Below are 15,437 nucleotides of genomic sequence, written 5' to 3'. Positions count from 1 at the left end.
TCTTTTAACCAATTTCTTTATACATCACATCCAAACCTTTACGCACTATATCCTGGTGGTTTTGTTTGGAAACGCACACGAATTCAGTTAACGCAAAATCTTCAGGAGCAATTTCATAAGCTCCCAATTTTTCCATCTCATCAAGGTCATTATAAGTAAATGCCTTAAGTAATTGCAATGGATATATATCTAATGGAAACACATCCTCGTAATTACCTGTAACTACAAACGCTCGGTGCTCCCCGTTAGTATTCGTATCTAAATCGTATTTCTTTTTTGGAAATAACCATGAAAAAGTTAATGCTCTTGAATAACTTATTTTATCAAAAACAGGCTTGTTCCATCCAAAAAATTCGTAGTCATTTCCTTCTGGTATTACCGTAAAAGTATCTACAGTAGATGCTAAATGACCATCGGGATTAACCGTAGTACCCGTAAGTACATTTCCATTAATCATACGCACATTGTCATTATTGACTCCTGCATCATAAATAAAGGTTGAAACCTCAGCTCCTATTTTAGTCTCGTAATACTTAGGTGATTTAACCGAAGATCCTGCCACAGCAATTTTACGAGTGGCATTATATTTTCCAGTAAGTAACAATTCACCTATAACAACTAAATCTTGAGCTGAAACTACCCAAACAATTTCGCCTTTATTAATAGGATCTACTTTTGCAATTTGCGTACTTACATTACCAATAGGATGCGGTCCACTTATGTTATGAATTTCGGCATTATTCACTTTTGCAAGTGGCGAAGCCTGACTATTCACAGATATATGAACTTTTCCAGTGGTTAACTTTGACAAAGCTGTAATTGCAGCGTCCAGTTCATTTTCTTTTCCTGACAAAATAAAATCCAAATCTGCTGCTAATGGTGCACTATTATATCCTGAAACAAAAATCGCTTTTGGAGCCACTTCTGGGTTAGCCATAATATCGTACGGTCGTTGCTTAATAAACGGCCAGCATCCAGCTTGTAATAAGTGTGACTTTACATCATCACCACTCATTGAAGCTACATTTTTAGCACCAAAATCCTCATATTGTTGTTCCTTATCCGCTAATACTTTAAAGAAAAGAATTTTTCTTTTAGCACCACGCACAATTTCAACAACCTCACCACTTACGGGTGAATTGAAAAGAATTTGATCATTTGATTTGGAATAAAAAAGCGGAGAACCAGCTTTTACTTCTGTACCAACCTTTGCAATAATTTTGGGAATGACCCCATGAAAATCATCTGGGTTGATGGCATAGGTATTACTTCGTATTGCCTGAGCCATTTGCTTTTCAGCAGCTCCTTGCAAATTAATATCTAAGCCCTTCTTAATACGAATGTCTTTTGACATATTTGTAGTCTGTATATTTAACTTAAAACCGCACAAATTTAGTGATAATTTCAAGCTCCGTAAAACAACTATACCTACTTATTATTATTTAGAAAAACTCTAAATAAAAGAAATCCTCACAACTAATTTCATACGCAAGCGTTCCAAAAGAGAATTTGATAAAAATACTCATACTTTTAGGCATTAAATTTGATTATATTTAGTGCATCAAACTGACAACTATGCGCCCAATATACGTATCCTTTTTTTTTAGTGTATTTACTATTTTTTCCATGCTTTCGCAAGAAGCTATAGAAATACCACCCCCAGAGTACATAAAAACTATTCAATTTAGGCAAAATGGCGAAAACAAAAACGGAGTTCCTTTAATTGAATTTGGGACACGTTTTGAAGTAAATTTTGATGATATTATAGGTGACGAAGCTTTTTATTATTACAAAATAAACTATTACAATTTTGATTGGACACCAACCATTCTATCAAAAAATGAATACATCGAAGGCTTGGACAATATTTTAATTCAGGATACTGAAAATTCACTAAATAGCCTTCAAATTTACACCCATTTTAAGGTTCAAATTCCTAATCAAAATACGCAAGCGCTTAAAAAGACCGGTAATTATGTTTTTGAACTCTATAATGATAATGAAGAATTAGTCTTTTCAAAAAAGTTTATTGTTTTCAAAAAAGGGGCTACCATTCAAACTGAAATTGAAAGAACCAGAGACTTTAATTTCCTTAACAAAAAACAAATTGTTCAATTTTCAGTAGATTCAAACGAACTACTCATTAACCCAAAAAAGAATTTAAAGGTTCTGGTAATGCAAAATAACAGCTTAAAAACAGCGATCACCGATTTGAAATCGCAATACACCATTGGCAATAAGTTTATTTATAGATACGACAAAGAAGCTAGTTTTTGGGGTGGAAATGAATATTGGAATTTTGACAATAAAGATGTCAGAAACGCAACCGTTAACATTAACCGCATTGAACTTAAAGATATTTACCACAACTATTTGTTTGGAAGACCAAGTAGAGTGAAGCAGATTTACACATTTTTCCCAGATATTAATGGAAATTTTGCTGTTCGCAACATCGATGCACGAAACAGCGATATTGAAGCCGAATATGTATGGCTACATTTTAAATTGAACGTTCCACGTATGAATGACAAAGAAGTACATATTTTTGGGAATTTTAATAATTTTTCATTAGACAACAGCACCTTGCTTGCTTACGATACACAACAACGAGCCTATGTTGGAAAACGACTTTTTAAACAAGGCTTTTATAACTATAAATTTGTTACAAAAGACAAAAATGGAATTGTTGATGAAAATGCTATTTGCGGTAATTTTGACAAGACTGAAAACGAATATGTAGTGATTGCTTATTACCGCGCTCCAAATAGCCGAAACGATAGCATTATTGGAATTGGCAGTGCTAACTCCGTCAATATCACTAACTAAATGTTAAGTGTTAAGTTTGCAGCATATTGATTTGATTTTAATGCCATTTTTTTTACAAAATTCACTATATTGTATGCTCAAATTAATGGTTAGGTAATTTGGGTTATGGTACAACAAGTTACAAGCGGAATAAAAATATCAGTCGAAACTAATTTCGAAGGCACGTTCTACAAGAACTACAAGATTCATTTTGCCTTTGGTTACCGTGTTACCATTGAAAATCAAAGTAAAGATTCTGTTCAACTTACCTCAAGATTTTGGAAAATTAAAGATGCCTTAAATAGCACAGAAATTGTTGAGGGAGAAGGTGTTGTAGGGAAAAAACCTGTATTGCGCCCAGGAGAATCTCATACTTATTCTAGTGGTTGTTTATTATCATCACCCTTTGGTTCCATGGATGGATATTACAATATGATTAATTTTACATCAACCAAAAAATTTAAAGTAATCATCCCTTCTTTTAAATTAAGCGCTCCGTTTGCCATTAATTAATCATATCATTAAGTTTTTCAAAAACTTACTTTCTTATAAATTTAAAACTTAATTTCTTTTTTATTTAAGATAATACTACTATAATTAATTTTTTAATGTTAATTTTTTTTAAAAAGGTGTTTTTCGCTTAACACTTCAAAATTAAATACCTCCCAGTTAAAGTTCCGCTCATATTTTCTTTCTCATCCTAAGCAAAAAAAACTTGTGCTTTTTATTTAAGCAACTAATGCCATTACCTATATGAATTTACCGAATTAAAATGCGCCTTTAGAAATTTTACGTCAACATAAAAAAGAACCGTAACACATGCTATGCTTTTTTGCTGATTTGTATAATTCCTAAACCCATCATTATTCCTCAAAATGAACCCAAATAAGAAATGGTATAATGAACAGATGTAGTACACAAAACAAATGTTTACAAGCTTACTTATATTGTCATATTCACTTCACAAGCACCATAATTTAATAATTTCACAAAAACCTACTTTGTTTTAACTTATGATTGCTTTATCTGATTGATTTAAGTATTTTTAGTTACAATCCAACTAAATTAATTTACACATGAATCAATTTAAATTAGCGCTATACACCACTCTAGTAGCACTACCTTTTATTACTACTACCAAAGCACAAACACAGAAAAATAAATTAATAACCGTGGAGTATCCAATTACTAAAAAAATTGACACCATTGACACCTATTTTGACACCAAAATAAAGGATCCCTATCGATGGTTGGAAGATGACCGTAGTACAGAAACTGAGCAATGGGTAGCCGCTCAAAATAAAGTAACTTTTGATTACTTAAAAAAAATTCCTTATCGAGAAACTTTAAGAAAAAGACTAGAAAAGCTATGGAATTACGAAAAAGTTTCCGCCCCTTTTAAGGAAGGCAATTATACTTATTACTACAAAAATAATGGCCTACAAAATCAATATGTACTTTACCGAAAAGATAACGATGGCAATGATCAAGTTTTTTTAGATCCAAATACCTTTGCTAAGGATGGTACTACTTCATTAGCCTCCTTAAAATTTTCTAAAGACGGTAGTTTGGCGGCTTATTCTATTTCGGAAGGCGGAAGCGACTGGAGAAAAGTAATTACTATTGATACGGAAACTAAAAAAGTAATTGAAGACACGATAATAAATGTAAAGTTTAGTCGTATTCGTTGGAAAGGAAATGAAGGGTTTTATTATTCGAGCTACGACAAACCCGATGGTAGCCAACTATCTGCAAAAACTGATCAACACAAATTATATTACCACAAATTAGGTACAGCACAACAAACAGACCAAGTTGTTTTTGGAGCTTCTGAAGCCGAAAAACATCGTTATGTAGGTGCTTATTTAACTGAGGATGAAAAATATTTGATCGTTACTGCCTCAAAATCAACATCAGGTAACAAATTATTTTTTAAAGACCTTTCTGTTCCAAACAGCAAATTAACTCCTATAATAAATGATTTTGATTCTGACAGTTACGTTATGGATAATGTAGGATCAACATTATATATTGTTACTAACAAAAATGCCCCGAATAAAAAAATCATTACTGTTGATGCCTCTAACCCAAGCCCTGAAAATTGGAAAGATTTAATCCCAGAAACTAAGAACGTATTATCCGCTAGTACTGGTGGAGGATCTATATTTACCAAATATACAGTAGATGCCGTTTCCAAAGTACTGCAATATGATTTTGACGGAAAATTAATTCGTGAAATTGAACTCCCTGGAATAGGAAGCACCAGTGGTTTTAGCGCCAAAAAGGAGGACCGCACTTTGTATTTTAATTTTGCAAATTACAGCACACCACAGTCCACTTACAAATACACTATTGAATCAGGGAAATATGAACTTTACTGGAAACCAGAAATAGATTTTAATGCCGATAACTACGAATCTAAACAAGTTTTTTACTCCTCCAAGGACGGTACCAAAATACCCATGATTATCACTTACAAAAAAGGAATTAAACTGAATGGTAAAAACCCAACTATTCTATATGGGTACGGCGGATTTAATATTAGTCTTACCCCTAGTTTTAGCACACCCAATTCCGTTTGGCTGGAACAAGGTGGCATTTTAGCTGTAGCAAACTTAAGGGGCGGTGGCGAGTATGGAAAAAAATGGCATGTCGCTGGAACTAAATTGAATAAGCAAAATGTTTTTGATGATTTTATAGCTGCTGCAGAATTTTTAACCACTAACAAATATACATCATCCGATTATTTAGCCATACGTGGTGGCAGTAATGGCGGATTATTAGTTGGGGCTACCCTAACACAAAGGCCAAAACTAGCTAAGGTTGCTATTTGTCAAGTTGGTGTTTTAGATATGTTACGCTACCATACCTTTACTGCTGGAGCAGGTTGGGCATATGATTACGGAACTGCGGAGGATGACAGAGAAATGTTTAGTTACCTTAAAAAATACTCTCCGTTACATAACGTGAAAGAAGGTATTGAATATCCCGCTACTCTTGTAACTACAGGTGACCATGACGATCGTGTAGTCCCCGCACATAGCTTTAAGTTTACAGCAACCCTGCAAGAATTTCAAAAAGGCAGTAACCCAACTTTAATAAGAATTGAAACAAATGCTGGACACGGAGCTGGTACGCCAATTAGTAAAACAATTGAGCTATATGCTGATATTTTTGCCTTTTGTTATTACAACATGGGGATACGCTCACTCTAATGCTAAGGGTAAATAAAAGATGAAATAATGTATGGTATGCTACCAATTTATAATCATAAATATTAATGATTACGAATAAGTAACCTCAATTAAGTCAAACCGATACACCTTATCATTTTGTTTAATATGACAAAAACTACAATTGGAGTCATAAACAAAATGGTAAGGTTTTTTTATGGTAAAACCAGACTGATCAATAGTGAATTCACCTTCAAAATCTTTTTCAAATTTAGGGGTGTACCTTTTAATCACGTATTTGTTCACACAATCTGTAGCTTGCAATTCAAAGTAAGCGCTAGCACCAATGCCTGATAATAATTGAGCCTCTCCCCTTTTGTTACTCAATTTATTTTCAACAATTTTCGGAATACGTGGATCAAAGTAATTGGTCAAATTTTCTTTTAGCATATGACCATCGTACTCCCCTATTTTACCATCTAGTACTTGATATATTTTTCCGCCGCTTGCTCCGTATTTTACATTTCCCAAGGGACTTGGAGTAAAGGAACTATTACGTTTTAATACTTTTATGATTTTAGCATCATTTGAGGAATAAATCAGCGTATCTGCAACTAATCGAGAACAATTACTCCCTACATTTCCAAAAGTTAAATACGGGATACTACCCTGATCTTGCAAATTCGTTAAAAAATGGATCGCCTTTTTATAATCAACATCATGACAAATGGAAGCTACCAAACGCCTACTCCCATGCGTTTTCTCTGGGTGCGCATCAAGCCAAAGTAAAATTTTATCAATATTTTCAATATGCCCCGAACTGTTAATTTCGGCTTTAATTGGAATATGAAGTTCAACATCGGTTTTAGCGCTTCGTACCCTTCCCTTACCTAAAGGAGTTATATACCGTCCAAAATCAAAATATTGAATGTTCCCTGTTTTATTTTCAACAAGTAATAAAATAGCGTGTCCTGCTTTAATATATTTTTTTCGTCCCAGACCCACAAAAGGAAAAAAATAATTCAATATTTTTTCTTCCGAGTAACGAACAAAAGTATCAGGGAATGCAATAGGGATAATTTTACCTGTAGTGTTCAAGGATTTTAGATATTTACGGTTTCAAAGGTTTTTTGAAAAACCTCATTAATTACCAAATCCTCATAACGCATTTGTATATCAAGGCCATTCACAGTTACTTGAGTAATGCTTCGCGTTTGAAGATCGCCTCTTTTTATTTGCAAGTCATAAAATTCATTTCCTATACCTCCGGTTTTATGAAAACGAATTAATGAATCTTTATCTATCTTATTATTCAATTTAAAATCAGCTAACCAATCTTTACGCATTTGTTTCATTTCATTGGTATACAACGTTGATGATGACCAAATGTGCATATGAGATGTCTCTAACTTTTGCGTATGCTTTTGCTTACCGTCCCAAACCAGTTCAAAAAACTGTAATTCATTGTTCCAATCTACACCTACTAAAGTAAACGGCTCCAAATCCTGACAGTTATAGTTTTGCATCGCTTTCCATAAATTATCTTCGGAAAGAATATCAGTAACAACCACACCACGACTATGCCTGTAATTATGTGTTTTAACATGATTCTCATAGCCTCCATTTAATAAACAAATCATGCTTTGTTCATCACTAGCTGCTATCCAGGTTCCCCCTGCAACTTCATCTTTAGGGTAAAGAAGTCTTTTACCACCTTGTTCATAACTAGCAATCGGCAACGTTTTACGACCAATAGCCTCGTCTCGATTTGAAGTTAAAATAAAACTATTTTTATTTAAAGAAACTAAAGTAACTGTACACATATAAAATTATCAGTCAATGCAATCTATAACAACTTACAAAAAAAACCTAATTACTACCCCTTATATTTCATAGGCAAATGAACAACTTTTTTAGTTTCAAAAAAGTCTTCCTCAAAATAATTAGACAAAGCATATTCTTTAACTGTTGAAAAAACGCTTAATTCCTCAGTTAAATCGCCGCCTTTTAAATACAATATACCATTTTTAAGCACATGATTGGATTTCTTTTTTACATTCCCTCTTACCCATTTTGCAAAATCTGGCATTCGGGTAACCGCTCTACTTACAATAAAATCGAATTGAGTATCAAAAGTTCCGGCCCGCTTTTGTTCGGCTTTTACATTTTTCAATTCCAATGATGCTGCAACAGCATTCACTACTTTTATTTTTTTCGCAATAACATCACACAGGTAAAAATGAGTATCTGGGTAAAGTATAGCTAAAGGGATACCAGGAAAACCACCTCCTGTACCAACGTCTAACACATCAGCACCAGGTAAAAAATTTTGAACTTTTGCAATTCCTAATGAATGTAACACGTGCCTTTCGTACAGCAAGTCGATATCTTTCCTTGATACTACATTAATTTTAGCATTCCAGTCCGTATATAATTCTTTTAATTTTAAAAATTGATCGATTTGCTCCTGCTTTAAATCTGGAAAATATTTTGATATAATTTGCATAGGAATTGTAAATAAGCCACAAAAATAAGTTTTAGATTGCTATTTTTAGAAAATTGAGGGGAGTAAAAAATATAAATACCTATTTTTGTACATCAAATAGGAATTCTAGCTTTAACATAAAAAACAATATAGTTCCTCAAATCAGTTTATATGAAAGGAGCCCAAATACGTTTTAATCGAGTAAACTCCCCTGCTTTTTTTAAAACGCTTAACAAAAGAGTCAACACATATTTTAAAGAACACAATATAAAAAAAACTGGAAACTGGAAACTACACCTCAAAACAATGGTGATGTTCTTACTGTTCCTTGCACCATATTTTTTAATACTTTTTGCCAATATGCCGCAATGGTTCATGTTAATTTCATGCATAGTTATGGGAATAGGTATGGCTGGCATTGGCATGAACGTGATGCATGACGGAAACCACGGATCGTATTCCTCCAAAAAATGGATCAATAAAATTATGGGAGGGAGCATGTATTTTTTAGCTGGTAATGTTTACAATTGGCAAGTGCAGCACAATGTGCTTCATCATACCTATACCAACATACATGGGCACGATGAAGATTTGGATGCTGGGCGTATTATTCGATTTAGCAGACATTCGGATTGGAAATACTTTCATAAATTTCAACATATTTACTCTATTTTTCTTTACGGACTGTTAACTATTAATTGGGTAACAACTGTTGATTTTAAACAAACAGCTCGTTACTTAAAGCGTAAATTATCGTATGAAAAATTACCAAATGCATTTAGCCAGTGGACCACAGTAGTGGTAAGTAAAATTTTATACTTTACTGTTTGGATAGTAATCCCTATGGTTTTTCTTGACGTTGCCTGGTATTTTATTCTATTAGGTTTTTTTGTTATGCACTATGTCGCAGGATTAATACTAAGTACCGTATTTCAATTAGCACATATTATTGAAGAAACCGAAACGCCATTACCTAGTAATGAAGGAACCATGAAAAACACATGGGCAATACATCAACTTTTTACAACCACTAATTTTGGCACAAACAACAAATTTTTAAGTTGGTTTACGGGAGGATTAAATCATCAGGTTGAACACCATATTTTTCCGAATATTAGCCACGTACATTACCCTAAAATTTCAAAAATTATTAAAGAAACAGCTAAAGAATTCAACCTTCCTTACCATGAGTACAGAAGCATGGGAAGTGCGTTAGCCGCACATTTTAGACATTTAAAACACTTGGGCATGAATCCCAATTTAACTTCATAAAGCAATAATTAAATAGCAATGAGTAATCAATTATCTGAAAGAATTAATAGTTTAGCACCATCTGCCACACTTGAAATGGCTGCTAAAGCACGTGAATTAAGAGCTGCTGGAAAAGACATTATTGGTCTTAGCTTGGGAGAGCCAGATTTTAACACACCTGATTACATAAAAGACGCAGCTATTCAAGCTGTAAATGACGATTATAACTCATATACCCCTGTTGATGGATATGGTGAGTTAAAAGATGCCATTATTACTAAATTTAAACGAGATAATAATTTAAGTTTTGAAGCGCCACAAATTGTAGTTTCAACTGGAGCTAAACAGGCACTTTACAATGTAGCACAAGTTTGCCTTAATAAAGGAGATGAAGTTATTTTACCATGCCCTTACTGGGTAAGTTACAGCGATATAGTAAAATTAGCTGATGGTGTACCCGTTGAAGTAACCACTTCAATTGACAATGATTTTAAAATGACTCCTGAGCAATTAGAAGCTGCCATTACCCCTAAAACCAAAATGCTTTGGTACAGTTCCCCTTGTAATCCAAGCGGATCAATATACAGTAAAAAAGAACTTAGGGCTTTGGCTGATGTTTTAAAAAATCACCCACAGATTGTTGTAGTTAGTGATGAAATTTATGAGCATATCAATTATGGTGTTACTGCTCATGCTTCTATGGCTGAATTTGAGGATATGTATGACAGAACTGTTACCGTAAATGGTGTAGCAAAAGCTTTTGCTATGACTGGTTGGAGAATTGGTTACATTGGAGCTCCTGCTTATATTGCCCGAGCTTGTAACAAATTACAAGGACAAGTAACTAGTGGTGCTAACTGTATTGCGCAACGTGCAGTAATTACGGCTCTGGCTGAACCGGTAAGCCGTATACAATATATGGTTGACAAATTTAAAGAACGTAGAAAATTAATTTTAAGTTTATTAAATGACATTGAAGGATTTAAATGTAATGAGCCCGAAGGTGCTTTTTATGTGTATCCTGATGTAACTGCATTTTTTGGAAAAACCCTTGACGGGAAGAAAATTAACAATGCATCGGAATTTGCCATCTATTTGCTAGAAGCTGCAAACGTAGCTACAGTAACTGGTGATGCTTTCGGAAACGGAAACTGTATTCGTATTTCATACGCTGCAAGCGAAGCACAAATCATTGAAGCCATTAAAAGAATTAAAGAAGCAGTGAGCTAAACTCTTTTTTTAATCACCAAATAAAAAAGACCATCATTAAGATGGTCTTTTTTGTTTAAATAGCAACTCAAACATTTTAGAAGTAATTATTTAACATTAGGTTTTCATTTTATTCATATTCAAAAACAATAACAGCTACATCATACCAGTAAATTTGCAAAAGATTAAATTAATATCGAAAATAATTATGAAAAAAAACCAACTCTTACTACTATTATCACTATTAATTTCAGTAGCTGGTATGGCTCAAGGGGTTACACGATCTGCTGTTTCAGGAAAAATAACAGACAACACTAACACCCCTGTATTAGGAGCACAAGTAGTTATGGTCGATGTAAACTCTGGGAGTTTATATGGCGCAGTAACCGATGAAGATGGGTACTACAGAATTTCAAATGTAAAGCCAGGTGGGCCTTACAAATTTTCTGCTATTTACGTTGGTTTTACCGATTACGTAGTTGAAAATGTGTATTTACAACTAGGAGAAACCAAAAACATTGACGGGCAACTATCCGAAGATGTAAGCCAGTTAGACGAAGTAGTTATTACCACCTCAAAAAGTGGAGTGTTCAGCTCAAAAAGAACGGGAGCAGCTACAGCAATTACCCAAAGTGACATCAACAAAATACCACAAGCATCACGCTCGGTGGCTGATTTTGTCCGTTTAACGCCACAAGCACAAATTACCGAAGGAGATGATGGTTTTTCTATTTCAATTGGTGGACAAAATAATCGATTCAACTCTATTTATATTGATGGAGCGGTTAGTAATGATGTTTTTGGATTGGCTGGATCCGGAACCAATGGAGGACAAACTGGGGTAAATCCATTTTCTGTAGATGCTATTGAGTCTTATTCAGTACAGGTAGCTCCATTTGATGTGCGTGTTTCTGGTTTTGCAGGAGGTGCTATTAGTGCCATTACGCGTTCAGGATCCAATAATTGGGAAGGTTCTGTTTATAGTTTTATTCGAAACGAAGATTTAGCCGGAAAAACCCCTGTATCATTAGCAGAAGATGAACCCCGAGAAAGACTAGGCGATTTTTCAACACTAACAAGTGGTATACGTATAGGTGGACCAATTATCAAAGATAAACTTTTCTTTTTTGTAAACTATGAAAGAGGCGAAAGTAATATACCTCAACCCTTCAATATTAGTAACTATAATGGAAACGCTACTAATGATGATATTAACCGCCTAAGAAATTTTATTTCTAATCAATTCAACTATGATATTGGAAACTTTGAAACCCCAAGTACTCTTGAAAGCCATAATTTCACAGCAAAAATAGACGCCAATATTAATAAAAACAATACATTTTCGTTCAAGTATAACCTCATTTCTGCTGATAATTTAGAAGGAAGAAGTTCTTCAAGAAATCAACTAGGTTTTGGTAATGGATCCGAATTATTTAACTCGACAACTAATACACTTAGTGCGGAATTAAACTCTTCCTTTGGTAATAAATTTGCCAACAGTCTTATTTTAGGATACACTAACGTTAGAGACGATAGAGATCCTAGTGGTCCAGATTTCCCTTCTGTCCGAATAAGAGATGGACTTGATGGTAGGTTTGACGGTATTAGCTTTGGTGCAGAACCTTTTTCAACTGCTAACCTTTTAGATCAAGATGTTTTTACGTTAACTGATAACTTCGAAATATTTTTAGGAAAACATGCATTAACTATTGGAACACATCATGAATTTTACAAAGTAAAGAATTTATTTTTTGCATTTAATTACGGAAACTACACTTACAATACAACAGATGACTTTGTTAATCAAGTGAAACCCGATTTTATCCGATTCTTTTCACTTAATGACTTAAATGTTGGGGATGAATCTTCTGGAGCAGCAGAGTTTAAAAATAGCCAACATGGCATATATTTTCAAGATGAATTTAGAATAACTGACAATTTTAGAGTAACTGGAGGAGTTAGAATTGATGTCCCTGTTTGGGAAAATGGTCCTAGTAATAGTGACTTCAATGAAGATTTACAATTATTTGATGAAGATGGCTCTCCTGATGGTGTACAATTATCTGCTGCGAACGAGCTAGAAGCAAATGGAAAAAACCTTAGAGGCGCTAGAGTAGGTAAAAAAATAAAATCAAAAGTACATTTTTCTCCTCGTTTTGGGTTTAACTGGGATGTTTCTGGCAACAGAACTACACAAATTAGAGGTGGTGCGGGTATTTTTACTTCCAGAATCCCTTTGGTTTGGCCTGCTGCTAGTTATAATAATAATGGAGTAACACAAGGAGGAACCTTCTTTTTACCTGATGGAGAAAATTTTAATCCAAATATTAATGAGCAATTTATCCCAGCAGATATTAAAGATAAAATAGAAAAAGGGGAACAAGTGTTTAATGGTAATATTGATTTATTTGTTCCAGATTTAAAACTACCTCAAGTGGCAAAATACAATATTGCCATTGATCAAAAAATTCCTGTTTTAGGTGGCCTAATTTTGAGCACTGATTTTATTTACAACAATACTATTAATGGAATTAGATTTGAAAATTTAAATATTAGAGGACAGCTAGGAGAAGATTCTAGAATTTTTAATGGAGGAGGTATAGACAGAAGACCCCTTTTTAGCCGAGATAGAGTTATTAGTCAATACGGAGCTATTATTTTAGGAAGTAACACAAATAAAGGGGAATCTTGGAATGCATCAGTAACGATTCAAAAACCTTTCCAAAATGGTTTCACTGGGCAATTAGGCTATTCTTATGGAGATTCAAGAAGTGTTTTTGATGGAAATAGCTCACGAAATATCACAAACTGGGAGCGAAGCGTTACTATAAACGGTAAAAATAATACCAGAATAGGACGATCCGAATTTGCTCAAGGGCATAGAGTTTTTGCTAATGTTTCATATCAATTTGATTGGGCAAAAAATTTCAAAACTACGGTGAGTTTATTCTATGATGGTACTCAAGGACAACCAACATCTTATATTTATAGACAAGGGAGAGATGAAAATAATAGAGATATTACCTTATTAGGGGATACGAGTGATGATGATAATGCGTTATTATTTGTACCTGCCTCTAGAGATCAAATCAATTTAGTTCCTTTTGAGAGAGATGGACGTACTGTATCTGCTGATGAACAATATGCCGACCTAGAAGAGTTTATTAATGGAAATGATTACTTAAAAACTCGCAAAGGTAAATTTGCAGAACGTAACGGTGATTTCGGTCCTTGGAGCCATGTGATAGACCTTAGAATACTACAAGACTTTAACTTGAAACTTGGTAATAAAAAACATACCTTTCAGTTATCTGCTGATATTTTTAACTTCACTAACCTGTTAAACAAAAAATGGGGTGAACGCAATAGATTTGTTCGAAACACAACTTCTGTTATTACAGTTGCTAAAAATGAACGAATAACTCCTGATATGCCAGTTAGCAACCCTGCTAACCCATCAGGCCCAGCCTTAACTAATGGATCGATTCCAGAATTTAACTTTGATAAAACTCGAGTAAGTAATGATCGAATTGAAGGAGTTGATGATGCTGGCATCCAATCTTCACGCTGGCAAATGCAAGTTGGTTTACGTTATATTTTTAAATAGCCAAAACGTTTAAATTAATTGTAATTTTAAAATCCATTCATGTCATTGCATGAATGGATTTTTTATAACACCGCTACTTATTATGAAAAAGATACTTTTTATATATGCAATTTTAATTACTTTCAATAGCCTAAATGCTAAAGAGTACTTCCCTAATTGGGGAAAAACGGGGCACCGTACGGTAGGCGCCATTGCCGAAAATTACCTTTCGTGCAAAACAAAAAAAAAGATTGCCAAACTTTTAAACGGCGAATCCCTTGCTTACGGTTCAATTTATGCCGATGAAATACGCAGCAATCCTAAATACAATGAATTTGCCCCTTGGCACTATGTTAATTTTGATTCTGGAAAAAAATATGGCGAAACTCCTGTAAATCCCAAAGGGGATATTATTCAAGGTATTAAAACCTGTATTTTAAAAATTAGAAAAAGCGAAACATCTATTGCTGACAAACAATTTTACCTTAAGTTTTTAGTGCATCTAATTGGCGACTTACACCAACCCTTGCACGTTGGTAATGCTGCTGATAAAGGTGGTAACACTATTGCGGTTGAATGGTTTAACACACCTTCTAACCTACACCGTGTTTGGGATTCTGAAATGATTGATTCCTATAAAATGAGTTATTCGGAACTGACTAAAAACACTAAAAAACTTTCCAAAACAGAACTAGCTACCATACAATCCGGATCATTGTTAGATTGGGTATATGAATCAAAAGCATTGGCGGATAAAGTATACGCTTCCGCTAAAAAAGAAGATCACCTTAAGTACAAATACATGTATGATTTTTTCCCTGTTGTAGAAAAAAGACTGCATAAAAGTGGCATTCGGCTAGCTTACCTCCTCGAGCATGTTTTCTCAAAAAAAACAGCTTGGATGGAATCGTTTTTTAAGGGAATCTAG

Annotated in this window: 11 protein-coding genes; 7 read left to right on the top strand and 4 right to left on the bottom strand. The window is 34.0% G+C overall.

Annotation, left to right across the window (positions count from 1 at the left end; all coding sequences use genetic code 11):
• Positions 1–4 precede the first annotated feature (4 nt).
• Complete coding sequence (locus tag GMC_RS0116480) at positions 5–1,354, bottom strand: Na(+)-translocating NADH-quinone reductase subunit A (RefSeq protein WP_010523190.1); 1,350 nt, start codon at positions 1,352–1,354, stop codon at positions 5–7.
• Between the two features lie 221 nt (positions 1,355–1,575).
• Between GMC_RS0116480 and GMC_RS0116475 the strand changes: the two genes are divergently transcribed.
• From GMC_RS0116475 to GMC_RS0116465, 3 genes are all read left to right on the top strand, one after another.
• Positions 1,576–2,826 (top strand): type IX secretion system plug protein, encoded by a 1,251-nt coding sequence (locus tag GMC_RS0116475; protein ID WP_010523189.1) that lies wholly within the window; start codon positions 1,576–1,578, stop codon positions 2,824–2,826.
• A gap of 105 nt (positions 2,827–2,931) precedes the next feature.
• The gene (gene apaG, locus GMC_RS0116470) at positions 2,932–3,318 is read left to right on the top strand and encodes a Co2+/Mg2+ efflux facilitator ApaG/CorD (protein WP_010523188.1); all 387 of its coding nucleotides are present in this window, start codon (positions 2,932–2,934) and stop codon (positions 3,316–3,318) included.
• A 563-nt stretch (positions 3,319–3,881) separates the two neighbouring features.
• Complete coding sequence (locus tag GMC_RS0116465; RefSeq protein ID WP_010523187.1) at positions 3,882–6,020, top strand: prolyl oligopeptidase family serine peptidase; 2,139 nt, start codon at positions 3,882–3,884, stop codon at positions 6,018–6,020.
• Between the two features lie 69 nt (positions 6,021–6,089).
• Here GMC_RS0116465 and GMC_RS0116460 read toward each other — a convergent pair whose 3' ends face one another.
• From GMC_RS0116460 to rsmG, 3 genes are read right to left on the bottom strand one after another with little or no spacing between them, the layout of a single operon-like run.
• A complete protein-coding gene (locus tag GMC_RS0116460) occupies positions 6,090–7,076 on the bottom strand; it encodes a DUF6695 family protein (RefSeq protein WP_010523186.1) in 987 nt (328 codons plus the stop codon).
• Between the two features lie 5 nt (positions 7,077–7,081).
• Entirely contained in the window at positions 7,082–7,801 is a 720-nt protein-coding gene (locus tag GMC_RS0116455) for an NRDE family protein (RefSeq protein WP_010523185.1), read from the bottom strand.
• Positions 7,802–7,854: 53 nt separating this feature from the next.
• On the bottom strand, positions 7,855–8,484 hold the full coding sequence (rsmG, locus tag GMC_RS0116450; RefSeq protein ID WP_010523184.1) for a 16S rRNA (guanine(527)-N(7))-methyltransferase RsmG: 630 nt from the start codon (positions 8,482–8,484) through the stop codon (positions 7,855–7,857).
• Between the two features lie 150 nt (positions 8,485–8,634).
• On the opposite strand from rsmG, the gene GMC_RS0116445 reads away from it, so the two are divergent.
• From GMC_RS0116445 to GMC_RS0116430, 4 genes are all read left to right on the top strand, one after another.
• Entirely contained in the window at positions 8,635–9,735 is a 1,101-nt protein-coding gene (locus tag GMC_RS0116445) for a fatty acid desaturase family protein (RefSeq protein ID WP_010523183.1), read from the top strand.
• An 18-nt stretch (positions 9,736–9,753) separates the two neighbouring features.
• Positions 9,754–10,944: a pyridoxal phosphate-dependent aminotransferase gene (locus tag GMC_RS0116440; RefSeq protein ID WP_010523182.1), complete on the top strand. Its 1,191-nt coding sequence runs from the start codon at positions 9,754–9,756 to the stop codon at positions 10,942–10,944.
• A gap of 187 nt (positions 10,945–11,131) precedes the next feature.
• Entirely contained in the window at positions 11,132–14,530 is a 3,399-nt protein-coding gene (locus GMC_RS0116435) for a TonB-dependent receptor (RefSeq protein ID WP_010523181.1), read from the top strand.
• An 82-nt stretch (positions 14,531–14,612) separates the two neighbouring features.
• Positions 14,613–15,437 carry a S1/P1 nuclease gene (locus GMC_RS0116430; protein WP_040472598.1) on the top strand — a complete coding sequence of 275 codons (825 nt, stop codon included), beginning with the start codon at positions 14,613–14,615 and terminating at the stop codon, positions 15,435–15,437.

The organism is Aquimarina agarivorans (assembly GCF_000218485.1).
GTDB lineage: Bacteria > Bacteroidota > Bacteroidia > Flavobacteriales > Flavobacteriaceae > Aquimarina > Aquimarina agarivorans.
The sequence above is the reverse complement of the archived record's forward strand: the minus strand, read 5'-3'. Positions and strand labels throughout refer to the sequence as shown.

Coding starts and splice junctions, on each gene's coding strand:
- GMC_RS0116445 (WP_010523183.1), top strand. CDS start 8,635: ATGAAAGGAGCCCAAATACGTTTTAATCGAGTAAACTCCCCTGCTTTT.
- GMC_RS0116440 (WP_010523182.1), top strand. CDS start 9,754: ATGAGTAATCAATTATCTGAAAGAATTAATAGTTTAGCACCATCTGCC.
- GMC_RS0116475 (WP_010523189.1), top strand. CDS start 1,576: ATGCGCCCAATATACGTATCCTTTTTTTTTAGTGTATTTACTATTTTT.
- GMC_RS0116430 (WP_040472598.1), top strand. CDS start 14,613: ATGAAAAAGATACTTTTTATATATGCAATTTTAATTACTTTCAATAGC.
- GMC_RS0116455 (WP_010523185.1), bottom strand. CDS start 7,801: ATGTGTACAGTTACTTTAGTTTCTTTAAATAAAAATAGTTTTATTTTA.
- apaG (WP_010523188.1), top strand. CDS start 2,932: ATGGTACAACAAGTTACAAGCGGAATAAAAATATCAGTCGAAACTAAT.
- GMC_RS0116480 (WP_010523190.1), bottom strand. CDS start 1,354: ATGTCAAAAGACATTCGTATTAAGAAGGGCTTAGATATTAATTTGCAA.
- GMC_RS0116435 (WP_010523181.1), top strand. CDS start 11,132: ATGAAAAAAAACCAACTCTTACTACTATTATCACTATTAATTTCAGTA.
- GMC_RS0116465 (WP_010523187.1), top strand. CDS start 3,882: ATGAATCAATTTAAATTAGCGCTATACACCACTCTAGTAGCACTACCT.
- rsmG (WP_010523184.1), bottom strand. CDS start 8,484: ATGCAAATTATATCAAAATATTTTCCAGATTTAAAGCAGGAGCAAATC.